This is a genomic window from Ottowia sp. (genome assembly GCF_047601385.1).
In the GTDB taxonomy this organism is placed as follows: Bacteria; Pseudomonadota; Gammaproteobacteria; order Burkholderiales; family Burkholderiaceae_C; genus Ottowia.
This window is the reverse complement of sequence record NZ_JASGJP010000001.1, coordinates 3,522,182-3,542,137: the sequence shown is the minus strand read 5'-3', so window position 1 is coordinate 3,542,137 and position 19,956 is coordinate 3,522,182. Positions and strand designations below refer to the sequence as shown.

At 69.2% G+C, this 19,956-nt stretch carries 24 protein-coding genes; 11 read left to right on the top strand and 13 right to left on the bottom strand.

The features are described from left to right. The first annotated feature begins 87 nt into the window (after nt 1–87). The gene (locus tag QM772_RS17175) at nt 88–846 is read left to right on the top strand and encodes a TSUP family transporter (protein WP_415138621.1); all 759 of its coding nucleotides are present in this window, start codon (nt 88–90) and stop codon (nt 844–846) included. A gap of 78 nt (nt 847–924) precedes the next feature. Here QM772_RS17175 and QM772_RS17170 read toward each other — a convergent pair whose 3' ends face one another. Continuing rightward, entirely contained in the window at nt 925–1,308 is a 384-nt protein-coding gene (locus QM772_RS17170) for a hypothetical protein (RefSeq protein ID WP_415138619.1), read from the bottom strand. Between the two features lie 110 nt (nt 1,309–1,418). Here QM772_RS17170 and QM772_RS17165 point away from each other — a divergent pair, with 110 nt between their 5' ends. The 4 genes from QM772_RS17165 (at nt 1,419) to QM772_RS17150 (ending at nt 4,991) form a co-directional block, all read left to right on the top strand. Beyond that, nucleotides 1,419–2,243: a hypothetical protein gene (locus QM772_RS17165; protein WP_415138617.1), complete on the top strand. Its 825-nt coding sequence runs from the start codon at nt 1,419–1,421 to the stop codon at nt 2,241–2,243. Nucleotides 2,244–2,300: 57 nt separating this feature from the next. Further along, a complete protein-coding gene (locus QM772_RS17160; RefSeq protein WP_415138615.1) occupies nt 2,301–2,900 on the top strand; it encodes a sigma-70 family RNA polymerase sigma factor in 600 nt (199 codons plus the stop codon). 61 nt (nt 2,901–2,961) lie between these two features. Next, nucleotides 2,962–4,182 carry an ankyrin repeat domain-containing protein gene (locus QM772_RS17155; RefSeq protein WP_415138613.1) on the top strand — a complete coding sequence of 407 codons (1,221 nt, stop codon included), beginning with the start codon at nt 2,962–2,964 and terminating at the stop codon, nt 4,180–4,182. Between the two features lie 26 nt (nt 4,183–4,208). Continuing rightward, nucleotides 4,209–4,991 (top strand): SDR family NAD(P)-dependent oxidoreductase, encoded by a 783-nt coding sequence (locus QM772_RS17150; protein WP_415138611.1) that lies wholly within the window; start codon nt 4,209–4,211, stop codon nt 4,989–4,991. Between the two features lie 153 nt (nt 4,992–5,144). Here QM772_RS17150 and QM772_RS17145 read toward each other — a convergent pair whose 3' ends face one another. The 3 genes from QM772_RS17145 to QM772_RS17135 are packed head-to-tail and all read right to left on the bottom strand — an operon-like array spanning nt 5,145 to nt 8,117. Then, complete coding sequence (locus tag QM772_RS17145) at nt 5,145–6,182, bottom strand: TRAP transporter substrate-binding protein (RefSeq protein ID WP_415138609.1); 1,038 nt, start codon at nt 6,180–6,182, stop codon at nt 5,145–5,147. A gap of 26 nt (nt 6,183–6,208) precedes the next feature. Then, nucleotides 6,209–7,531, bottom strand: coding sequence for a TRAP transporter large permease (locus QM772_RS17140; protein WP_415138607.1), 1,323 nt, complete (start codon nt 7,529–7,531; stop codon nt 6,209–6,211). A gap of 58 nt (nt 7,532–7,589) precedes the next feature. Continuing rightward, nucleotides 7,590–8,117 carry a TRAP transporter small permease gene (locus QM772_RS17135; protein WP_415138605.1) on the bottom strand — a complete coding sequence of 176 codons (528 nt, stop codon included), beginning with the start codon at nt 8,115–8,117 and terminating at the stop codon, nt 7,590–7,592. 267 nt (nt 8,118–8,384) lie between these two features. Between QM772_RS17135 and gloA the strand changes: the two genes are divergently transcribed. Continuing rightward, on the top strand, nt 8,385–8,834 hold the full coding sequence (gene gloA, locus QM772_RS17130; RefSeq protein ID WP_415138603.1) for a lactoylglutathione lyase: 450 nt from the start codon (nt 8,385–8,387) through the stop codon (nt 8,832–8,834). Nucleotides 8,835–9,087: 253 nt separating this feature from the next. On the opposite strand, the gene QM772_RS17125 is transcribed toward gloA, so the two are convergent. The 3 genes from QM772_RS17125 to QM772_RS17115 all read right to left on the bottom strand — a co-directional run bounded on the left by QM772_RS17125 (nt 9,088) and on the right by QM772_RS17115 (nt 11,550). Next, nucleotides 9,088–9,960: a nucleotidyl transferase AbiEii/AbiGii toxin family protein gene (locus QM772_RS17125; protein ID WP_415138601.1), complete on the bottom strand. Its 873-nt coding sequence runs from the start codon at nt 9,958–9,960 to the stop codon at nt 9,088–9,090. Beyond that, the gene (locus tag QM772_RS17120) at nt 9,957–10,802 is read right to left on the bottom strand and encodes a type IV toxin-antitoxin system AbiEi family antitoxin domain-containing protein (protein ID WP_415138599.1); all 846 of its coding nucleotides are present in this window, start codon (nt 10,800–10,802) and stop codon (nt 9,957–9,959) included. Before QM772_RS17120 ends, QM772_RS17125 begins: the two co-directional genes overlap by 4 nt. 214 nt (nt 10,803–11,016) lie before the next feature. After that, nucleotides 11,017–11,550, bottom strand: coding sequence for an OmpA family protein (locus QM772_RS17115; protein WP_415138597.1), 534 nt, complete (start codon nt 11,548–11,550; stop codon nt 11,017–11,019). Between the two features lie 126 nt (nt 11,551–11,676). On the opposite strand from QM772_RS17115, the gene QM772_RS17110 reads away from it, so the two are divergent. From QM772_RS17110 to QM772_RS17095, 4 genes are all read left to right on the top strand, one after another. Next, nucleotides 11,677–12,342 (top strand): gamma-glutamylcyclotransferase, encoded by a 666-nt coding sequence (locus QM772_RS17110; protein ID WP_415138595.1) that lies wholly within the window; start codon nt 11,677–11,679, stop codon nt 12,340–12,342. Continuing rightward, the gene (gene pdxH / locus QM772_RS17105; protein ID WP_415138593.1) at nt 12,339–12,980 is read left to right on the top strand and encodes a pyridoxamine 5'-phosphate oxidase; all 642 of its coding nucleotides are present in this window, start codon (nt 12,339–12,341) and stop codon (nt 12,978–12,980) included. The genes QM772_RS17110 and pdxH overlap by 4 nt, the downstream gene beginning before the upstream one ends. A gap of 61 nt (nt 12,981–13,041) precedes the next feature. Then, nucleotides 13,042–13,740 (top strand): helix-turn-helix transcriptional regulator, encoded by a 699-nt coding sequence (locus QM772_RS17100; protein ID WP_415138591.1) that lies wholly within the window; start codon nt 13,042–13,044, stop codon nt 13,738–13,740. Then, on the top strand, nt 13,737–14,267 hold the full coding sequence (locus QM772_RS17095) for a DUF6036 family nucleotidyltransferase (protein ID WP_415138589.1): 531 nt from the start codon (nt 13,737–13,739) through the stop codon (nt 14,265–14,267). The genes QM772_RS17100 and QM772_RS17095 overlap by 4 nt, the downstream gene beginning before the upstream one ends. 158 nt (nt 14,268–14,425) lie before the next feature. Here QM772_RS17095 and QM772_RS17090 read toward each other — a convergent pair whose 3' ends face one another. Together QM772_RS17090 and QM772_RS17085 are read right to left on the bottom strand one after the other, a co-directional pair. Then, the gene (locus QM772_RS17090; RefSeq protein WP_415138587.1) at nt 14,426–14,812 is read right to left on the bottom strand and encodes a DUF995 domain-containing protein; all 387 of its coding nucleotides are present in this window, start codon (nt 14,810–14,812) and stop codon (nt 14,426–14,428) included. A gap of 65 nt (nt 14,813–14,877) precedes the next feature. Further along, nucleotides 14,878–16,536, bottom strand: a complete 1,659-nt coding sequence (locus QM772_RS17085) for a hypothetical protein (protein WP_415138585.1) — start codon at nt 16,534–16,536, stop codon at nt 14,878–14,880. Between QM772_RS17085 and QM772_RS17080 the strand changes: the two genes are divergently transcribed. Next, a complete protein-coding gene (locus tag QM772_RS17080) occupies nt 16,535–16,885 on the top strand; it encodes a hypothetical protein (protein ID WP_415138583.1) in 351 nt (116 codons plus the stop codon). The genes QM772_RS17085 and QM772_RS17080 overlap by 2 nt on opposite strands. Here the strand turns inward: QM772_RS17080 and QM772_RS17075 are convergent. The 4 genes from QM772_RS17075 to QM772_RS17060 all read right to left on the bottom strand — a co-directional run bounded on the left by QM772_RS17075 (nt 16,869) and on the right by QM772_RS17060 (nt 19,931). Next, on the bottom strand, nt 16,869–17,198 hold the full coding sequence (locus tag QM772_RS17075; RefSeq protein ID WP_415138581.1) for a Fic family protein: 330 nt from the start codon (nt 17,196–17,198) through the stop codon (nt 16,869–16,871). The genes QM772_RS17080 and QM772_RS17075 overlap by 17 nt on opposite strands. Beyond that, the gene (locus QM772_RS17070; protein WP_415138579.1) at nt 17,144–17,509 is read right to left on the bottom strand and encodes a hypothetical protein; all 366 of its coding nucleotides are present in this window, start codon (nt 17,507–17,509) and stop codon (nt 17,144–17,146) included. Before QM772_RS17070 ends, QM772_RS17075 begins: the two co-directional genes overlap by 55 nt. A 327-nt stretch (nt 17,510–17,836) precedes the next feature. Continuing rightward, the gene (locus QM772_RS17065) at nt 17,837–19,108 is read right to left on the bottom strand and encodes an IPTL-CTERM sorting domain-containing protein (RefSeq protein WP_415138577.1); all 1,272 of its coding nucleotides are present in this window, start codon (nt 19,106–19,108) and stop codon (nt 17,837–17,839) included. Between the two features lie 172 nt (nt 19,109–19,280). Then, a complete protein-coding gene (locus QM772_RS17060) occupies nt 19,281–19,931 on the bottom strand; it encodes a response regulator (protein WP_415138575.1) in 651 nt (216 codons plus the stop codon). Between the last annotated feature and the right edge of the window lie 25 nt (nt 19,932–19,956).

Here is a 19,956-nt window from a genome sequence, read left to right as displayed (position 1 = left end):
GAGCCTTTTTCATGAGTCTTTTGGGCCGCCAGCGCTTGCTGGACAAGCGCCAGCAGCTATTCTTCAGATAGCACGCACAATACAGCCATGCCCGACTTCACCGCCGCCTCCGCCGCGCCGTGGCTCTTCAGCGCCCTGGTGTTCACCGCCGCCGGCGTGGTCAAGGGCGTGGTGGGGCTGGGGCTGCCGACGCTGGCGATGGCCCTGCTGGCGCTGGCCATGGCGCCGGCGCAGGCGGCGGCGCTGCTGGTGCTGCCCTCGCTGGTGACCAACGTCTGGCAGATGCGGCCCTGGCGCACGCTGGCGCCGCTGGCGCGGCGGCTGGCCGGCATGCAGCTGGGCGTGGCCGCCGGCACGCTGGGCGGCGCCTGGCTGCTGGGCGCGCCGGCCGGCGCCTGGGCCAGCGTGGCGCTGGGCGCGGCGCTGGTGCTGTACGGCGGCTGGGGGCTGTCGGGCGCGCGGCTGCCGCAGGTGCCGGCGCCGGCGCAGCGCTGGCTGGGGCCGCTGGCGGGCGCGGCCACGGGCGTGGTGACGGCCGGCACCGGCGTGTTCGTGATCCCGGCCGTGCCCTATTTGCAGGCGCTGGGGATGCAGCGCGACGCGCTGGTGCAGGCCATGGGCCTGTCGTTCACCGTCTCCACCGTGGCGCTGGCGGCCGGCCTGGCGCTGAACGGCCAGTTTCCGGCCGCGGTGCTGGGCGGCTCGGCGCTGCTGCTGCTGCCGGCGCTGGCCGGCATGGCCGTCGGCCAGTGGCTGCGCGGGCGGCTGTCGGCCACGCGCTTTCGCCAGTGCTTCATGGTGGCGCTGGTGCTGCTGGGGGCGTGGATGGTGGCGCGGGCATGGTGAGGCGCCGGGTTTTCATGCATCGAATCGGCCTCCAGCGCCCGCCCAGCAAGCGCTGTAAGCTACATTTATAGTAGCAATCTACGCCCGCACGAACAGGGTCACCAGCGGCTCGTCGCCGAGCAGGCGGCTGCGGTGGCCGTGCACGGCGGCATCGAACACGGCGCCTTCGGGCAGCGTGTCGTTGGAGTAGAAGCATTCGCCGGGGCCGAAGACGCGCGACGTGCCGTCCTGCAGGCCGATCTCCATGCGCCCTTGCAGCACCACCAGCCACTGCGGCGTGGTGGTGCAGTGGAAGGCGCTGGCGAAGCCCGGCGGGCTCCTGCGGAACTGGCAGCCGCCCGAGGCCATCAGCGCCGACAGGCGGGTGGCGGGCGTGCCGTCGGCGAGCGGCAGCGGATCGTCGCGGAAGCGCGCGCGGCCGTCGGCGGCGGTGTAGAGCGTGGGCAGGGTAAGCATCGTCATCTCTACAGTGTCGGCGAGTTCAAACGGTTACAACAAACAGCGGCGCCTCGCAACCCCATCAGCGCCCCACCACCGTTCAAGTGCACTCCACTACCTGATTGGAGTCCCGCATGAAACCGCTCTCTCCCCTGCTCTGCGCCCTGGCCCTGGCCGCCGGCGCGCTGCTGGCCGCGCCGGCGCACGCCGTGGGCCGCCTGGTCGACCTCAACGTGATCGACCGCGACAGCGGCGCGCAGCTGCCCCTTTACCGCCACAACGGCGAATGGTGGGTGGCCGGCCGCCCCGGCGCGCGCTACGCCATCCAGGTGCGCAACGCCACCGGCGCGCGCGTGATGGGCGTGATGGCGGTCGACGGCGTCAACATCGTCAGCGGCGAGACGGCCGGCTGGGACCAGACGGGCTACGTGCTGTCGCGCTGGCAGACCACGCAGATCACCGGCTGGCGCAAGAGCGACGCCGAGGTGGCGGCGTTCCACTTCACCGCCCTGCCGAACTCCTACGCCGCGCGCACCGGCCGGCCAGACCACGTGGGCGTGATCGGCGTGGCGGTGTTCCGCGAGAAGGCCGCGCCCCCGCCGCCGCCGATCGCGCCCATGCCCGCGCCCTCGCTGCGCCGCGAGGCGGCACCCGCGGCCGGCGATGCGGCGCGCTCCTCGGCCGCCACAGCCGAAATGGAGGAAAGCGCCGTCGCCAAGCAGGCCGCGCCGCGCCTGGGCACCGGCCACGGCGCGCGCGAGGACTCGTGGGTCAGCCACACCCGGTTCGAGCGCCGCGCCAGCCGGCCGGACGAGGTCATCACCCTCCGCTACGACAGCCACGAGAACCTGGTCGCGATGGGCGTCATCCCCGCCTACCCGCCGCAGGCGCAGCGGCCGGCGCCGTTCCCTGAATCCACCGCGCGCGGCTACACGCCCGACCCGCCCACCTGGCGCTGAGAAGCCCGTGGCGGCCACGCGGCCAGGGGCTGGCGCGCGCTCGCCATAATCGGACGCATGTCCCCCCCGGCCGCCACCGCCGACGAGCAGCTCATGCGCGCCTACGCCGCCGGGGACGCCCATGCCTTCGAGACGCTGTACGACCGCCACGCCACGCGCGTGTGGCGCTACGTGCTGCGCAGCGTGCACGACCCCGCCACCGCCGACGAGCTGGCGCAGGACGTGTGGCTGCGCGTGGCCACCCAGGCCGCCGGTTACGCGCCGCGCGCCGGCGCCGAGGGCCGCCCGGTGGCGCGCTTCACCACCTGGCTGTTCACCCTGGCGCGGCACCGCGTGGTGGACCACCTGCGCCTGCGCCGCCCCGCCGCCAGCCTGGACGAACCGCTGGCGGACGAGCAGACCCTGCTCGACACCCTGGCCGCGCCGTCCGGCTTCGGCCCCGTGCGCCGCATCGAGAACCGCCAGCAGGCGGCGCAGTTGATGGCCGCGCTCGACGCCCTGCCCGCCGCGCAGCGCGACGCCTTCCTGCTGCAGGCCGAGGGCGGGATGAGCGTGGCCGAGATCGCCGCCGCCGCCGGCGTCGGGCTGGAGACGGCCAAGAGCCGCCTGCGCTACGCCCGCGCCGCCCTGCGCCGCGCCCTGGAGGACATGGCATGAGTGCCGCCCGGCCGCTCCGAAGGCGCTCGCACCCGCAGTCCGAAGGACGGAGGGCAGTTCGATGACGACACCGCTGCCGCGCCCCACCGACGACGACATCGTCGCCCGCTACCACGAGGCCGCCGCGCTGGAAGGCACGGTCCCCGACGCCAACCTGCGCGCCGCCGTGCTGGCACAGGCGCAGGTACTGGCCTGGAAGCGCGCCGAGGAGGCCAGCGACGACCCGAAGACTCCTGAAAACATAGCTGACCGCGCTGGAGGGACGGGCGCCGAGGTCGATTTCTCCTCTCAACCGCTGGCGCCGACGCCGCACGCCGACGCCGCCAACGACCGGCGCTGGTTCATCCCCGCCATCGCCAGCGTGGCCGTGCTGGGCCTGGCCGGCCTGCTGGCCTTGCAGTTCGACAGCGGCAGCGGCGACGAGCAGGACCTGGCGCTCGGCCGGCCGGCCGCCACCGCCCCGCCCCCCGCCGCCATGCCCGCACCGGCCCCGGCGCCTGCCGAAGCGCAAGCCGGCGCCGCCAGCCCCGTGGCGCCACCCTCCGCGCCAGCCGCGCCTGCCGAGCCCCCACCGGTTGCCGAGCCCCCACCGGTTGCCGTGCCCGCCGACGCGGCCCGTGCCGAGGAACGCCAGGCGGCGGAGCAGCGCGCCGCCGCCGAAAAGCGTGCGGCCGAGAAACGCGCGGCCGAGAAAAAAGCCGAGGAGCAGCGCGCCGAAGCCCGGCGCGCCGAGGAAAAGCGGGCCGCTGAGAAACAGGCCGCGGAAAAGCGTGCCGAGGCCCGGCGCGCCGCCGCACAGAAAGCCGAAGCAGCCCGCGCTGAAGCCGGCACGGCCGAAGCGCCCCAGCCCGCGCCCGCCGGTGCCGCGCCTGCCACGCTCTCCCGCGAGCGCGCGGCGCTGCCCGATGCCCCACCCCGCAGCGCCGACGCCGCCAGCGAAAGCACCACCTTCCCGACGCAGGCCGCGCGGCCTGCGCCACCGGCCGCGCCGCTCGCGCTCACGCCGCAGCAGCGCCTGCTGGCCGCCGCCACCTCCGGCCAGGCCGCCGCCGCGCGCAGCGCGCTGGAGCAAGGCGCCCCGGCCAACGCCGCCGACGGCGCCGGCCGCACCGCGCTGATGCTGGCCGCGCGCCGCGGCGACGTGACCCTCGTGCGCCTGCTGATCGAGGCCGGCGCCGACCCGCGCCGCGCCGACCGCGCCGGCCTCAGCGCCGCCGACCACGCCCGCCGCGCCGGCCACGAGGCGCTGGCGCGCTTCATCGAAAGCGGCGGCAAGTCCTGATCCTCCCGCAACCCCATCCGTCCCGCATGAACACCCCCTCCGCCGCCATCTCCTTCGGCCTGCAAGGCCGCGTCGTCATCGTCACCGGCGCCGCGCAAGGCATCGGCGAAGCCTGCGCGCGGCGCTTCGCCGCCGAGGGCGCCGAGGTCGTCATCGCCGACGTGGCCGACGCGCGCGGCCAGGCGCTGGCCGCCGAGCTGAAGGCGCGCTACCTGCACTGCGACGTGGGCGACAAGACCCAGGTCGATGCCCTGGTGGCGCAGGTCGCGCAGGCGCACGGCCGCATCGACGTGCTGGTGAACAACGCCGGCATCTTCAAAGCGGCGGATTTCCTCGACGTGACCGAGGCCGACTTCGACGCCGTGCTGCGCGTCAACCTGAAGGGCAGCTTCCTGATGGGCCAGGCCGTGGCGCGCGTGATGGCGCGGGCCGGGCGCGGCAGCATCGTCAACATGAGCTCGGTCAACGGCGTGCTGGCCATCCCCAGCATCGCCAGCTACAACGTCAGCAAGGGCGGCATCAACCAGCTCACCCGCGCGATGGCGCTGGCGCTGGCGGACAAGGGCGTGCGCGTCAACGCCGTCGGCCCCGGCACCATCGCCACCGAGCTGGCCGCCCAGGCGGTGCTGACCAGCGAGGAAGCCAAGCGGAAGATCATGATGCGCACGCCACTCAAGCGCCTGGGCGCGCCGGGCGAGGTGGCCGACGTGGTGGCCTTCCTGGCCAGCGACGCGGCCAGCTACGTCACCGGCGAGATCGTCATGGTGGACGGCGGGCGCATGGCGCTGAACTACACCGTGCCGGCATAGATCGATTGCTCACTATTCGATAGCTGCCGGCGCTTGCCACATAAGCGCTGGAGGCCGAAATCATTCAAAATCCTCGCCCCCGAAAATAGAAAAGCCGCTGCGGCGCAGCGGCTTTCCGTCTCGCGCGAAGAGGCGGCGCCGGCCGCCCTCCGGTCACTTGGCCGGCGCGTATTTCTTCAGCAGCGCCTTGGCTTCCTCGATCAGCTTCTTGCCGTCGCCGCCCTTGGCCGCCACGTCCTTCAGCCAGATCTCGTCCACGCCGGCGGTGGCCTTCTCCCAGCGCGCCAGCTCGGCCGGATCGATGACGGAGATGGTGTTGCCGCGGTCGCGCGCCAGCTTGGAATAGGGCTCGACGATGTTGTCGAAGCCTTCTTCGCCGGCCCAGGCCGAGACGGCCAGGCCGGCGTTGTCGTCGATCACCTTCTTCTGCTTGGGCGTCAGGCTGTCGTACTTGGCCTGGTTCATGCCGAAGATGAAGATGGTGTTGGCGAAGCGCGGCGAACCCAGCGGCGCGTCCAGGTGGTACTTGACGATCTCGTGCAGCTTGGTGGCGGGGATGGCCTCCCACGGCACCAGCACGCCGTCGACCACGCCCTTGGACAGCGCGTCGGCCACCTGCGGCAGCGGCATCTGCACCGGCGTGCCGCCCAGCGCGCTCATCATGCGGGCGCTGATGCGGGTGGCGGTGCGGATCTTCTTGCCCTTCATGTCCTCCAGCTTGTGGATGGGCTTGTTGGAGTGCAGCACGTAGCCTTCGGTGGTGTGCATGAAGAGCGGCTTGATGCCCTTGTATTCGTCCAGCGCGAACTTCTGCGTGTACTCCCACAGCGCTTGCGAGCCCTGCTTGGCGTTGACGGCCATGAAGGGCAGCTCGAACACCTCCGACTTGGTGTAGCGCCCGGCGGTGTAGGTGGGCACGGACCACACGATGTCGGCCACGCCGTCGCGCACCTGGTCCAGCAGCTGCGGCGGCGTGCCGCCGAGCTGCATGGCGGGGTAGATCTGGCACTTCAGCTCGCCGCCGGATTCCTTCTCGACCTTGGCGCACCAGGGCGCGATGATCTTCTGGTGCGAACTGGCGCCCGAAGGCAGGAAGTGGTGCACCTTCAGGATGGTTTGCGCCTGCGCGGCGGCGCCGGCGGCGAAGGCCAGGGCCGCGGCGGCGGCCAGTTTGGTCAATGTCGAGGCCATCAGAGTGTCTCCTTGTTTCAACGGCTTCAGGTCAACAGATGCACCAGCCACAGCGTGATGCCAGGGAACAGAATCAGCAGCGCCAGGCGAATGAAGTCCCAGGCCAGGAAGATGAACACGCCCTTGTAGGTCTCGACCATCGGCACGTCCTTGGCCAGGCCGTTCATCACGTACACGTTCAGGCCCACCGGCGGGAAGATCATGCCGATGGCGCACACGGTGAGGATGAGGATGCCGAACCACAGCGCCTTGTCGGACACGTCCAGCCCGAAGAAGTCCATGCCCATGATGACCGGGAAGACCACCGGCACGGTGAGCAGGATCATCGACATCTCGTCCATCACGCAGCCCAAGGCCACGTAGAACAGCATGATGACCGCCATCACCACCACCGGCGGGATGGCGGCGTGGGCGATCAGGTCTGCGAGCTGGTTGGGCAGCTGCGACAGCGCCAGCGCGGCGTTCATCATGTCGGCGCCGATGAAGATCATGAAGATCATGCCCGAGGTGACGGCCGTGGTGCGGATCGACTCGATGGCCTTTTGCAGCGTGAGCTGGCGCCTGAGCAGCGTGATGACGAAGGTCAGCGTGGCGCCGATGGCCGCGCCCTCGGTGGGCGTGAAGAAGCCGCCGTAGATGCCGCCGAACACGGCCACGAAGATCAGCGCGATCGGCCACACGCCGGCGGCGTTCTGCGCGATCTCGGCGCCCGACGCGGCGCGCGCCTCGGGCGCGTGGCCGGGCCGCAGGCGCACGTAGAGGGCGATCACCACCAGATAGCCCAGCGCCGCCAGGATGGCCGGCACGTAGGCCGCCAGGAAGGTCTTGGTGATGTTCTGCTCGGTCAGGATGGCGTAGACCATCAGCGTGACCGAGGGCGGCAGCAGCACGCCCATGGTGCCGCCCGTGGCCAGCGCGGCCGTCGCCAGCCGGCCGGAGTAGCGCACGCGCCGCATCTCCGGGTACGCCACCTGCGCGATGGTGGCGGTGGTCGCCACGGTGGAGCCCGAGATGGCGCCGAACGCCGCGCAGGCCAGGATGCCGGCCATCGCCATGCCGCCCTTGAAGCGGCCGAGCAGCGCGTTGGCGAAGTCGAACAATGCCTTGGACAAACCGCCGTTGACGGCGAACGCCCCCATCAGCATGAACAGCGGGATGACCGACAGGTCGTACACCGACACCCGGCCATAGACCGCGCCGCGCAGGTGCGCCATCAGCGGGTCCCAGCCCGACAGGATGACGTAGCCCACGGCGCCAGGCACGAACATGGCCACCGCGATGGGCACGCGGATGGCCATCAGCACCAGCATGAAGGCGAACAGCAGCAGGCCGATGGTCAAGGTGCTCACGGGACTGCCCTCCGCGCCGCGCGCTGCGGGATTCGCGCTTGGGAACGGCCTGGCGCGCTCATGCCTGCACCTGCGAGCCGTCAGGCGGCGTGGTCCAGCAGCGGACCGCCTGGTACAGCCCCACCAGCGTGCACAGCACCAGGCCAGGCACCATCAGGAGGTAGGGCAGCCAGATCGGCAGGCTCATCAGCATCGAGGTCTCCTGGTTCTCCATGCTCAGCATGCCGCCGGCGTAGACACGCCAGGCGATCAGCGCCGTCATCAGGGCATACAGCAGGCAGCCCAGCCCGTCCATCCAGCGCTGCGTGCGCGGCGTGGCCCTGGTGGTGAAGAAGTCCACGATGATGTTGGCGCTGCGGAACTGCGTGTAGGGCAGGAAGGTGGCGACGCACACCGCCAGGCCCAGTTGCACCAGCTCGACGTCGCCCAGGATCGGCGCATCGAAGAAGGTGCGCCCGATCACGCTGACCACGGTCATGACGGCCATGGCGATCAGCACCGCGCCCCCGACCACGGCGCACACGTCGCACAGCACGTGCAGCGTGCGGCCGACGGGGCCTTCGCGCATTCGGTTGTCTGAACTCATCAGGGTTTGCTCCTCCCACTGCACCCGGGCGCCGGCTGGCCGGCCGGCGTCGAATCGATCCGCCGTCGCAGTATCGGCCCTGTGCCGGCGCCGCGCATCCGTGCTGACCCCCTTGACCGCTGCGCCCAAGCCGGCCGCAGGCGTCGTTTGCTACTTTTAGTATAGCTTCCAGCGCTTTCCCGGCCGGCGCTGGGGCCGATTTTCATGCATGGTCCCGGCGCGGACCGACAATCGGCACCTTATCCCGCGACCAACACGGCCACCCCCATGCGACTTCTGCACACCATGCTGCGCGTCGGCGACTTGCAGCGCTCCATCGACTTCTACACCCGGGTGCTCGGCATGAGCCTGCTGCGCACCAGCGAGAACCCCGAGTACAGGTACAGCCTGGCCTTCGTCGGCTACGGCGGCGGCAACCCCGGCCAGGCCGAGATCGAGCTGACCTACAACTGGGGCACCGACCGCTACGACCCAGGCACCGCCTACGGCCACATCGCCCTCGGCGTGCCCGACGCCTACGCCGCCTGCGACAGGATCAAGGCCGCCGGCGGCAACGTCACGCGCGAGCCCGGCCCGGTGAAGGGCGGCACCACCGTGATCGCCTTCGTCACCGACCCGGACGGCTACAAGATCGAATTAATACAAACAAAATCAACAAATTACGATGACAGCCGCCAGTCAGCCGCCAAAAACACCGATCCACTGCGCAACGCATAGCAGATAGGCAACAGAAACTGGGATGCGGCGAGGGAGCATCACGGCAAACGTCGCCGTTCCTTGCCGCCGAGGACCAGGCTGCGGTTGCCCCAAGCCCACCGATGCGTTACCGTTGAAGCGTCAGCGTATGAACGGAGCAGCGAATGCTGTGCGTTGACCCCGCCCCGCAAGGGGTCCCCACCCATGTGTCGGGATAGCCAAGAGGTCCGGTTTGATTCCAACGCCCTCCCCCGCGGAGGGCGTTTTCACAGGCTCAACAGCTTTTCAGGAGCCCCGGATAGCCCTTCTCGCGCAGTGCGGCCACCACCTTGTCCGTGGACTTCCACGGATCGCCCTTGAGCCGTGCCACCAACCCGGTCCACACACACTCGAAGGCCCGCAGTGCATCGGCCTCGTCGAAGCGGACTCCCGCCGGCAGCAGCGGCGCAATGTCTTCCGTCAGGTTGCGCGTGAGCTTTTCCAGCATGCGCTGCTCGGCCATCGCACGGGTGATGGCCTTGTCCTCCAGGGCGAGGTAGTGGTCGAAGCCGGCCACCAGCTTGTCCACGTCGAACGCCAACTGCTCCAGTCCCTGGGCCAGGTCGAACAGGTCGCGGTTCTTGCGCCGTTGCAGCAGCGCGCGCAGTTTGGTCCCGAACAACTCCTCGGCCGCGAAGGACGCGATCTCGGCTTGGCCCCGATACCAGCCGTTCTCCACAGCGAAGGGATAGGACTGCACGCCGAGCAAGGACTCGTGCTCGCGTGTATTGATCTCGACCTTCAGCTTGAGCATCGACTGCGGGTCGGCTTCCGGCGCGAAGCGGAACACCAGGTGCATCGAATGCCCCGCCTGCTCGCGCTTGCACGGCCCGAGCCATGCCAGTGCCTCGCGGATCGCATCGACAGTGGCGCCGATCGGCTCCGGCTGCGTTTGTACGAGGTCGATGTCTTCCGAGTAGCGCAGCGGCTGCGCGAACAGCAGCTTGTTGATCGCGGTGCCACCGCGAAACGCAATCTTGCCGCGCAGCGCTGGCGCGTTGAACAGATCGCACAAGGCGCGGCAGATGATCAGATCCTGCTCGATCTGTCGAAAGTCGGGCCACGGCGCCGTCGCGCTCCAGGCTTGGAGATAGGCTTGGGGAATCAAAAATCGACCTCGACAGATTCGTTGACGATGAGGCGCCAGCCGGGCGCTTTCTCGTGCAGGTCGGACAGCCCTTCCACCAGCGGCTTCACCGATGGGTCGAGCAGCGCGGCCGTCTTGGCCTGGCGCACGAACGGCCGCAGCGCATCGGCCTGCGCCACATGGCCCGCCCGCTCCAGCAGATAGCCCAGGCGACGCACCGCCGAGTTCTCGTAGTGCACTGCGATCTGTGCCAGATCGTCGGGCTTGGCCTGCCCGCCCAGGTCCTTGGCGATCTGCGCCAGGCCGTTGATGCCCGCCGCCTTGTGGAAGTAGCGGGCGCAATCCAGCAGCGTCAGCTCCAGACCCGCGACCTTCGCAAACCCGGCCTCGCTCTTGATCGCGCCCAACCAGCCGGGCCGGTTGACCTGGGCAAAGGCTTCCGCGCCCTGATACACAAATTCGAGCCGCTGCCGTCCAAGCTCGAAACCGCGCATCTGCCGAGGCACGATGACCTGAAACACCATCGCCGCCTGGTGCGACGCACCGTGGAACGCCGCGGCACGCAGCAAGGCCACGCGGTAGTCAAGCTGGAGGTACTTCATCAGCGGGTCGACCCAGCGCGCCGGGTCGGGAGCGCCGAAGGCGCGATCCTCCGGGCGCAGGATCAGATAGAAGCCGCGCCGTGGACGCGCGAGACGTCCTTTCTTGGCCTGCCGCATCAGCGCGACGCTCAAGGCGTGCGGCGACAGGCCGAGCGCAGCCTGCGCCTCCTCTCGCGTGAAGTAGGCGCGGCCTTGGGCAAGATGCCCCTCGAAATACGATTCAATGGACGGCACGCCCGAATCATACGCGGAAGTTGACATTTTCTGTATATCATTGCGTATGATTTGGGAATCAATCGGGATGCCGCTCACCCCACCGACAAGATCGAGCTGATCCAGCGCGGCGACGAGGCCGCAGGCGGCGGCCTGCGCTGACGTTCGGCAAAACAAAACCCGGCCTCGGCCGGGTTCAGTATGAAAAGTGCCTTCAGCGCCCGCCAGACAAGCGTCGGCAGCTCACTTATTCATAGTATCTTCACTCCAGCCGTACCTCGACGCGGCGCGCCTCGGCGTTGCTGCCGGTGGCGGTGGTCACCTCGGGCTTCTTCAGCTCCAGCTTGTCGTCGCCAATGCCCAGCGCGGCCAGCGTGTCGCGCACCGCGATGGCGCGCTGCTTGGCCAGCTCCTCGTTCTGGGCCGGGTCGCCGGTGGTGTCGTGGTAGCCGCTGATCACGGCCTTCCTGCCCGCCGCCACGCCCATCACCACGTCGGCCAGCGCCTCCTTGGCGCCGGCGGCCAGTTCCGCGCTGCCGCTGGCGAAGTAGAACTTGACGACGCCCTCCTCCACCCGCACGCTGGCGCCGTCGGGCAGGGCCGTGGCCGCCGTGCCCAGCACCATGCCGCCAGAGACCACGCCGGACGCCGATGCCGAGGCCGGCGCCAGCGGCGCGGCCGCCGGCTTGCCCGTGCGGAAGATGGCGATGCCCAGCACCAGCCCGATCACCAGCAGCAGGATGCCGAACAGCACGGGCCAGAGCACGCCCTGGTAGTCGTCGTCTTGTGTACTCATGAATGCTCCAAAGAGAAATTGACCCCCACGCCCCCCTGCTTCGCAGGGCACGCTGCCCCCTGGGGGGCTTTTTCATCCTGGGGCGGCCCGGCGATGAAAAGTGGGGCGATTGTATAAAGTCCGCCCATGCCCCCCGCCGCCCCCGCCGACGATTCCGCGCACGCCCCCTACGCCCACCTGCGCCAGCCCGGGCGCGACCCGCTGCGCATGCTGGACGCCGCGCGCGCCCAGTGGCACCGGCAGGCCGGCGCGCAGGCCGACCTGTGGGTGTTCGGCTACGCCTCGCTCATCTGGCGGCCCGACTTCGACCACGCCGGGCGCCACGCCGCCCGCGTGCGCGGCTGGCACCGCGCGCTGGCGATGTGGAGCCGCGTCAACCGCGGCACGCCCGAGCAGCCCGGCCTGGTGTTCGCCCTGCTGCCCGGCGGCAGCTGCCGGGGCGTGGTCTACCGCGTGCCCCACCGCGATGCCGAGGCGGTGCTGCAAACCCTGTGGGCGCGCGAGATGCCCAGCGGCGTGTACGACGCCCGCTGGCTGCCCTGCGCCACGCCGCACGGCCCGGTGCCGGCGCTGGCCTTCACCCTGTCGCGCCGCAGCCCCTCGTTCACCGGCGAGCTGACGGCGGAACAGTACCGCCACATCTTCCGCCACGCGCAGGGGCGCTACGGCAGCACGCTGGACTACGCGCGCCAGACGCACGCCAGCCTGCGCGAGCAGGGCATCGACGACCGGCGCCTGGGCCGCATCCTGGCGCACGCCGACGAGCCCGCGCTTCCTATACTGCCCGCATGACCGCCGCCGACATCGCCCACCTGCGCAAGAGCTACGAGCGCGCCGAGCTGTCCGAGGGCGCCTCGCACGCCGACCCGCTGGCGCAGTTCGCCCAGTGGTTCGACGAGGCCCGCCGGGGCGAGGTGCCCGAGCCCAACGCCATGACCCTGGCCACCGTCGGCCACGACCTGCGCCCCAGCACGCGCATCGTGCTGGTCAAGGACTTCGACGCGCGCGGCATCGTCTGGTACACCAACCACGACAGCCGCAAGGGCCGCCAGCTGGCCGGCAACCCCTACGCGGCCTTGCAGTTCCACTGGGTGGAGCTGGAGCGCGTGGTGCGCATCGAGGGCCTGGTGGAGAAGGTGAGCGACGCCGAGAGCGACGCCTACTACGCCAGCCGCCCGCTCGACAGCCGCATCGGCGCCTGGGCCAGCCCGCAGAGCGAGGTCATCACCGACCGCTCCGTGCTGGTCGCCGCCGCCGCCAAGTACGGCGCCAAATTTCTGCTGAACCCACCGCGCCCGCCGCACTGGGGCGGCTTCCGGCTGAAGCCCGACCGCTGGGAGTTCTGGCAGGGGCGCAAGAGCCGGCTGCACGACCGGCTGTGCTACCGGCTGGACGGCGGCGCCTGGGTGCGCGAGCGGCTGGCGCCTTGAGGCCGCTCATTTGATCAGTATATTGACCAAATAATGATGATTTGGTCAAATCAATGATCAAATGAGCGATTCAGATATCCACCTTGTCCTGGAGCGACAGCTCCTGCTGCAACTGGGCGACCGTCTCAAACGCCTGCGCAAGGCGCAAGGGCTGGGAACCGTGGAGGCCGCGGCACGCGCCGGCATCGCCCGCAATACCCTGCGCGCGGTCGAAGCAGGCGATCCTGCGCCAGCCATCGGCACCTATCTGCGCGTCATGTCCGTGCTGGGCATCGGCGGCGACCTGGCCTTGCTGGCTGGTGACACGCTTGCGCCCGCGCCAGCGGATTCCGCCGCGGCACGGTCACGGCGTGCGGCGCCGGTCGTGCGGATCCGCGTGTCCGCGGACCAGGCGAAGCACCAGCTTCAGGACTTGCAGAGTCTGGCCCTCCATGAAGAAGCCGTGCGGCTGGCCAAGGCCGACCCGGCCCTGGTTCGGCAAGCCCAGGACACCGTCCAGCGCTGGCTCGCCGCCGGCGATGTCCGCTCTGCCATCCTGTGGCGCGAATGGGCAGACATCCTGAAGGCAGGCACCTGGCGCAAGGTGCTGGGGCGCACACGGCATGCCCAGCAGTTGAGGCAGGCCTCGCCGCTCGTCACGACTCTCCCCGAAGAGAGCCGCCAGCGCATCCTGCGGCAAGCGAGCGACCTCAGGCGAGGCATTGAAATCGGCGGTGCGCCCAAAGAACCGTCTGGCAAGGCAGCCAAGGCGCCGGCATGACAAGAGAAGAGCTGGAGCACATCATCCGCGCCAGCGGTGACATCACGGATCAGTACGAGTTCGTCATCGTAGGGAGCCAGTCGATGCTGGGCCCCGTTCCCACGCCCGAAGACGTATTCACGGTGTCCATGGAGGCGGACATCTATCCCCTCCAGGCACCCGAACTGGCCGACAGGATCGACGGCGCCATCGGCGAAGGCTCCCTGTTCCATCAGACCCACGGCTACTACGCCCAAGGCGTCGGGCCGGAGACGGCAACGCTGCCGGCCGACTGGATGCAGCGGGTGCATCGCGTTCAGAACGGCAATACCGGAGGCCGCGTCGGGTACTGCCTGGACGTGCTCGATCTGTTTCTTGCCAAGGCAGCCGCCGGGCGCGAGAAAGACCGCGCGTTCTGCACCGCGCTGCTTCGCCATGGCTACGTGGCCGCGGCATCGGTGCTGGCGCTCGTTCCGACCATGCCCATCGACCAAGAGGCGCAACGTGCATTGCGCGCGACGATTCGGCGCTGGGCTAAAGCCTGGTGATTGAAAACCAATGACTGCGGCGCTCGCCCACAGCGCGGCAAGTCACGCCACAGTCATCGCGCACGGCTGACGCCTTGAGGGTTTTCCGGCGCCAGCGCCCGTCCAGAAATCGCTGGCAGCTATCACTTCTGAAGCAGATGCCACCTGCGCCGTCAGCATCAGCGCCCGACGGTCACCGGCACCACGTCGCCGTTGGCGCGCTTGGTGTACAGGTCCTGCCCCACCAGTCGGGCCTCGTTGCACGCCGAGGGCCAGGTCTTCAATTCGTAGCAGATGCGGCCGTCCTCGACGCGCCAGGTGCCGCTGTCCGTGCGGCCGGCGATGTAGGCCGTCAAGGCGTTCGAGTCGGCGGCGTAGTCCACCCGGATGGTGCCGCCATTGGGCATGGGGGCATTGGTGGACTTGCCGCGCAGCAGCGTGGTCAGTTCGGCCGCCGAGGGCGCCCGCGCGCCGGCGGGAAACTCCTTGGCCGGGGGCGCGGTCGCGGCGCAGGCCGCGATCAGCAGGGGCGACAGCAGAAGGGAAAGGCGGGGGATGGTGTTCATAAGGGTCTCCGGGGGTCAATAAGCAAAAAAAGCGGGCGCCTGGCCGGCGCCCGCCTTGGGGCGCATCACAGCCCCAGTTGCGTCTTCATCGCCGTCCAGGCGGTGTCGTTCAGCCGCATGCTGGGGGCGGAGTACGACGTGCGCGCGGCCAGGCTGGGCTTGATCTCGTGCGCGCGGTACACCCACTGGCTGCCGTCGCCCCAGTTGATTTGCGTGTACACGATGTCGTATGCGGTCATGGCCGGCTGCGGCGGCTTGCCTGCAAAGCGCAGCAAGCGCTCGCCGTTCACTTCATCGATGCCGTAAGTGCCGGTGCCGGCAAGGGCCGCGCAGTTGGACACCACGGTCTGCGCCTCGTTCAGGTCGCACTCGTAGTAGGTGGCCGTGCCCTGGGTGGCGCCGGTGGGCGCGAACGACACGCGCAGGTTCTTCAGCGCGCTGGTGGTCACCCCCAGGGTCCGCGTATTGGCGCCGGTGGGCGACGCAGCGCCCGCGGTGGGGTAGGCGTCGATCAGTGCTTCCAGCGTGGGGTGGCCCGTGCCGCGGCTGCCCAGGCTGTCGATCACGACGGTCTGCCCCAGCACGTGGTTGGTGCGCAGCGTTTCCTCCGCGCCTGCGGGGAACACCGCACTGCCCAGCGCCGCCGTCAGCGCCGCCGTCGGGCGGCCCCCGGTATTGATGGTGTTCGACGACAGGCCCTGCCAGCGGCTCACCAGGCTGGCCATCTGCTGACCGGCCACGTCGGCGGAGCGGCTCCAGCCCAGCGACGTTTCGCCGTCGCAGTACACCGCGCGGCTCGGGTTGCCGAGCGTGACCGTGTGGATCACGTCGCGCGTGCAGTACTGCCAGCCGTCGGGTGTGAGAAAGGCGGTGCCATACACATCCAGATCCCCCAGGGCCGTGCCGCCGCTCTTGCCGCTGCGGGCATCGACCTGCTCCACGCTGGCGCTGCCCGCCGCCCTGGCCTGCCGGACGAACTCGCGCACGTAGTAGTCGCCCGCGCCGGTGTAGTTGAAGGCGCGCTGCGCCGTCGCGGCCGGCGCGGCGGCGCTGGGGTCGCCCACCTCCAGCACACCGCCCTGGCGCAGCATGCCCGACACCACGGCCGCCGCCATGCGGGCGTTGTCGCGCACGTTGGCGTCGTCCCAGGCCGGATCGTCCTGGTAGTTGTCGATCTTGCCGGGGGCGATGGCCAGTTGCACCGCCACGTTGGCGCGCGCCGTGGCGTCCGTCATGCCAGCGGCCACGCCCGCCTGCACCAGCGTGGTCAGCGGGTTGATGGCGCCGCCGGAGCCGGCCGGGCGCTTGAGCACGTAGTCGGCCGTGGTAGCGGCAGCGGCGGGGGCGGCCGAGTCGATGGCGGTGGTGGCGGCGGCCGGATCGCCCGCCTTGACGAGGGCGATGAGGGGTGCCGAGGCGGCGCCGGGCACGGCGGCCGGGTCGTAGCTCAGCGTGTACTTGCCGTCGGCGCCGGTGGCGGCGGAGGCGGGCTCGCCGGCGTCGCAGGCGTCGTTGCCGTTCAGGTCCAGGCAGACGACCACGTTCTTCAGTGTGCCGAGGCGGGCCACCTCGCCGGCGAGGGTGGCGGTTGCCGGCGACGGGGCGGGCGTGGGCGACGGGGCGGGCGTGTCGTCGCCGCCATCGCCGCCGCAGGCGGCCAGCGACAGCGCGGCGGTGAGGGCGAAAGCGTGGGTGAGCTGGGCCTTCTTGTGGCTGTGGTTCATGGTTGTCCTCGTTGGTTGTTATGCGATTCGTCTTTCGACGCCATTGACACTAAAAGAAGCATTTGAGCTGCGCATCACCCAATTGGGTGATTGCGATCAACCATACAAACGCCGAGGACGGCTTTTCAAGAATGGCGCGGGGGGCAGTAAAATCGACCCTGTTCACCCCGCCAGCATCACCATGCAAAAGACCGCCCAACCCAAGCGCAAGACACCCAGTCTGGCTGCGTTGCGGCGTTCCGTTGCCAGTTCGACGGCCGTGGAAACGGGCCAAAGCATTCAGGCGCTGGAACAAAAGCTGCGCCGACCGGTGGCACAGCGCCTGGCCGGGCTCAAGCTGGCGTCGTAGGCTCGCTTGCAGGCCGCATGGCCCGGGCCACCCAGCGTTTCATGGGTTCGTAGTTCATCGCCATGCCTTGGTGAATCGCGCCGATGTACTCGGCCTTGTGCACTTCCCAACTGCTGTAGTCCAGCGGCTCGCCACCCGATTGCACGGCCATCACATCCGCCAGCAGGCGCGCCAAACGGCCATTGCCTTCGCGGAAGGGGTGGATCAAGATCAGCTCCACATGCGTGACCGCAATGGCTTCTATCAGTGCTGCGTCGTTCAGGTCATGGCAGGGTGTCCACTGCCGCAGGTATTTGCGCTCCCATTGGTCCAAAAGCCCTGTAACCTGCGCGGCAGCGGCGAAAGGAAACCGTCCTTGCTCATGTTGACCGAACGCTCTTGGCCTGCCCACGCATAGACGTTGCCCAGCCAGCGCCGATGCCAGTCGCGCAGATCGTTCGCCGTCAACGCGCGATCGGGAAAATGGTCGATCAGAACGTCCACGTACAACTGCTCCAGTAGCACCAGTTCCGCCTCGTTCATCTCATCCACGGTGCTGATGCCCAGCTTGTTGGCAAGCACCGTGCCATCAGAGCCGGCCTGGAACTCCCCTTCGGAGCCTGCGACCTGGTAGCGGCTGGACATGGTGGGCTTGCTCCGGCATGAAGATGGCGACTGCGGCCAAAGATACACGCATGTGCCGGAGCCAAGGCGCTGTCAGCGTCAATTCCTGACTATTTGCAGCCGCACCCTCAGCTTAGAAGCCAGCGTGCAATCGCGCTGCGTGCGCTTGACCCTCGGTTCCATTGAGCTTTCCTTTCCAAACAGGCAAAGGCGTCAACCTCGGGCAGGACGGATCACAGGCGAAAAAAAGAGCGCGAAACGCGCTCCTCTTCTGGTGCCGGAATACCGCGGCCGGCCCGTCCTGCCTCGTCATCCCCGCCTGCGCGGAAACGACGAGAGAGGCATGCTTCAGGCCCGGCCGACGCGGCGCAGCGCCACCATGCCGGCCACGAGGAAGCCCAGCAGGATCAGCGCCCACTGGCCCAGCGTGGGCACGGCGGCGGGCGCGGCGATGTCGCAGGCGCGCCACCAGGGGGTGCTGCCCGTGGCGACATCCCAGGCGGGGCTGGCGGGGAAAGGCCTGTCCAGGTTGTTGAAGCACAGGTTGGACTCGCCCGCCAGCAGGGACGCGGGGGCAGCCGGCGGCGCGCCCGTGAGTTGATTGAAGCCGACCTGGAATATCGTCATGCCCGAAGGAAGCGTTGCGGGCATGGGGCCGGTGAGCTGGTTGCGGTCGGCCCGGAAGCGCAGCAGGTTGGTGAGCCCGGTCAGCACCGGCAGGTTCCCGGTGAGCTGGTTGTAGCGCACGCTGTAGGCCACCAGGCTGGTCAGGTGGCTGATGGAGGGGATCGTGCCGGTGAGCTGGTTGCCGCCGGCGGAGAAATACATCAGGTTGGTCAAGCCCGTCAGCGTGGGCAGGCTGCCGGTCAATTGGTTGTCGTGGACTTCGTAGTCCACCAAGGCAGGCACATTGGCGCTGTTGAGGGTGGCATTGGGCAGGGAGCCGGTCAACTGATTGCCTTCGGCGCGAAAGACCGTGAGCGCGGACAGGCCGGTGAGCGCGGGCAGCGGGCCGCTCAGTTGATTGTTGTTGACGCGGAATTCTCGAAGAGCGGGCGCGCCAACCAGCGTGGGCAGGCTGCCGGTCAGGCCATTGTGGTTGACGCGAAAAATTTCCAGAGACGTGAAAGCGGAGAGGCTGGCCGGAAGAGTGCCCGTCAAGCCGGGGCCGTTGCCGGCGACGTTGAAGTTTCGCAGGTAGGTCAGGCTGGCCAGATCGGGGGGCAGGCTGGTAAGGTTGCTGCTGCCGTCGCCGTTGGTGCTGTAGACGATGAAATTGCGCAGCAGGGGCAGGTTGCCGAGTGCGGGCAGAGGGCCGCTTAGGTTGTTGTCGGAGAGGTTGATGGCGACGACGTAGTGCGGATCGGGATCGGAATTAGCGGGATCCCGGTAGCAATAGACGCCGAACCACGGGCTTTCAGTGACGCCGGGAGTAGCACCAGGAACAGTGCCCGGACACACGGTCGAAGAATCGTCGTCAACGTCCCAGCCGGAGTTGTCGAACCAGTTGTCGCCGTCGGTATTTGCGTACAACGCCTTGAGGACGTCACGCTGGGACTGAGTAATCTCCGCATAGGCGGGCAAAACGGCAGCACTCAGCAGCACGGCGGCGGCGGGCACGCAATCTGGAAGACCAAGACATGGAGGATCCCTCTGTTATTTGGAATGAAATCGAAGCCTGAGCGGTCAGGCTGTACGCATCCACATGCTAGGGAGAACGCCTTTTCCGCACATCACCCAGTTGGGTGAGAACGGGCCATCCAGTGCGGCCATCCGCCGCCACGCGCCCTGCTCAGGCAACCTCGTCGCCCAGCACCAGCCCCATCCGGTTGGCCGCCACGATGGCCTGCGTGCGGGTGGTGACGGCCAGCGCGCGCAGCACGGCGCTGACGTGGGTCTTGGCGGTGTTGTGGCTCAGGCCCAGTTCGCTGGCGATCAGCTTCATCGGCTTGCCCTCCAGGATCAGCCGCAGCACCTGCGTCTGGCGCGGAGTGAGCCCGAGTTCGGCCGGGCTGGTGCGCGGCCGCGCCGGTTTTGGCAGCGCGATGCCCGCCAGGCTGAGCGGCGGCACGTAGATGCCGTGCGCCAGCACGGTGCGCAGCGCGTCGAACATCTGGTCCGACGAGGCCGACTTGGGGATGAAGCCCATCGCGCCGAGCTGGATCGCGCGCAGCACGGTGATCTGGTCCTCCTGCGACGACAGCATGACCACCGGCACGCCGGGGTGCCGCTCGCGCAGCGCCTCCAGCGCCGGCAGGCCGTGGATGCCGGGCAGGATGAAGTCGAGCAGGATCAGCTCGATGCCGGCGCCGCCGGCCAGGGCGGCCAGCGCCTCGTCCAGGTTGGCGGCGTGCCAGACCTGCACCACCGGGTCAAGCTCCCTGAGCAACAGCGCGACGCCGTCGCGGAACAGCGCGTGATCATCTACCAGCAGTATCCTCATGGCCCGAGTCTGACCCGGATTCCAC

What these genes read in the sequence shown, in the direction of transcription:
- QM772_RS17080 (WP_415138583.1), top strand. Translation starts at nt 16,535, where the DNA reads ATGGTTGTCCTCGTTGGTTGTTATGCGATTCGTCTTTCGACGCCATTG.
- QM772_RS17115 (WP_415138597.1), bottom strand. Translation starts at nt 11,550, where the DNA reads ATGAGTACACAAGACGACGACTACCAGGGCGTGCTCTGGCCCGTGCTG.
- QM772_RS17165 (WP_415138617.1), top strand. Translation starts at nt 1,419, where the DNA reads ATGAAACCGCTCTCTCCCCTGCTCTGCGCCCTGGCCCTGGCCGCCGGC.
- gloA (WP_415138603.1), top strand. Translation starts at nt 8,385, where the DNA reads ATGCGACTTCTGCACACCATGCTGCGCGTCGGCGACTTGCAGCGCTCC.
- pdxH (WP_415138593.1), top strand. Translation starts at nt 12,339, where the DNA reads ATGACCGCCGCCGACATCGCCCACCTGCGCAAGAGCTACGAGCGCGCC.
- QM772_RS17150 (WP_415138611.1), top strand. Translation starts at nt 4,209, where the DNA reads ATGAACACCCCCTCCGCCGCCATCTCCTTCGGCCTGCAAGGCCGCGTC.
- QM772_RS17070 (WP_415138579.1), bottom strand. Translation starts at nt 17,509, where the DNA reads ATGTCCAGCCGCTACCAGGTCGCAGGCTCCGAAGGGGAGTTCCAGGCC.
- QM772_RS17085 (WP_415138585.1), bottom strand. Translation starts at nt 16,536, where the DNA reads ATGAACCACAGCCACAAGAAGGCCCAGCTCACCCACGCTTTCGCCCTC.
- QM772_RS17160 (WP_415138615.1), top strand. Translation starts at nt 2,301, where the DNA reads ATGTCCCCCCCGGCCGCCACCGCCGACGAGCAGCTCATGCGCGCCTAC.
- QM772_RS17060 (WP_415138575.1), bottom strand. Translation starts at nt 19,931, where the DNA reads ATGAGGATACTGCTGGTAGATGATCACGCGCTGTTCCGCGACGGCGTC.
- QM772_RS17145 (WP_415138609.1), bottom strand. Translation starts at nt 6,182, where the DNA reads ATGGCCTCGACATTGACCAAACTGGCCGCCGCCGCGGCCCTGGCCTTC.
- QM772_RS17090 (WP_415138587.1), bottom strand. Translation starts at nt 14,812, where the DNA reads ATGAACACCATCCCCCGCCTTTCCCTTCTGCTGTCGCCCCTGCTGATC.
- QM772_RS17100 (WP_415138591.1), top strand. Translation starts at nt 13,042, where the DNA reads ATGAGCGATTCAGATATCCACCTTGTCCTGGAGCGACAGCTCCTGCTG.
- QM772_RS17110 (WP_415138595.1), top strand. Translation starts at nt 11,677, where the DNA reads ATGCCCCCCGCCGCCCCCGCCGACGATTCCGCGCACGCCCCCTACGCC.
- QM772_RS17170 (WP_415138619.1), bottom strand. Translation starts at nt 1,308, where the DNA reads ATGACGATGCTTACCCTGCCCACGCTCTACACCGCCGCCGACGGCCGC.
- QM772_RS17135 (WP_415138605.1), bottom strand. Translation starts at nt 8,117, where the DNA reads ATGAGTTCAGACAACCGAATGCGCGAAGGCCCCGTCGGCCGCACGCTG.
- QM772_RS17175 (WP_415138621.1), top strand. Translation starts at nt 88, where the DNA reads ATGCCCGACTTCACCGCCGCCTCCGCCGCGCCGTGGCTCTTCAGCGCC.
- QM772_RS17155 (WP_415138613.1), top strand. Translation starts at nt 2,962, where the DNA reads ATGACGACACCGCTGCCGCGCCCCACCGACGACGACATCGTCGCCCGC.
- QM772_RS17120 (WP_415138599.1), bottom strand. Translation starts at nt 10,802, where the DNA reads ATGTCAACTTCCGCGTATGATTCGGGCGTGCCGTCCATTGAATCGTAT.
- QM772_RS17095 (WP_415138589.1), top strand. Translation starts at nt 13,737, where the DNA reads ATGACAAGAGAAGAGCTGGAGCACATCATCCGCGCCAGCGGTGACATC.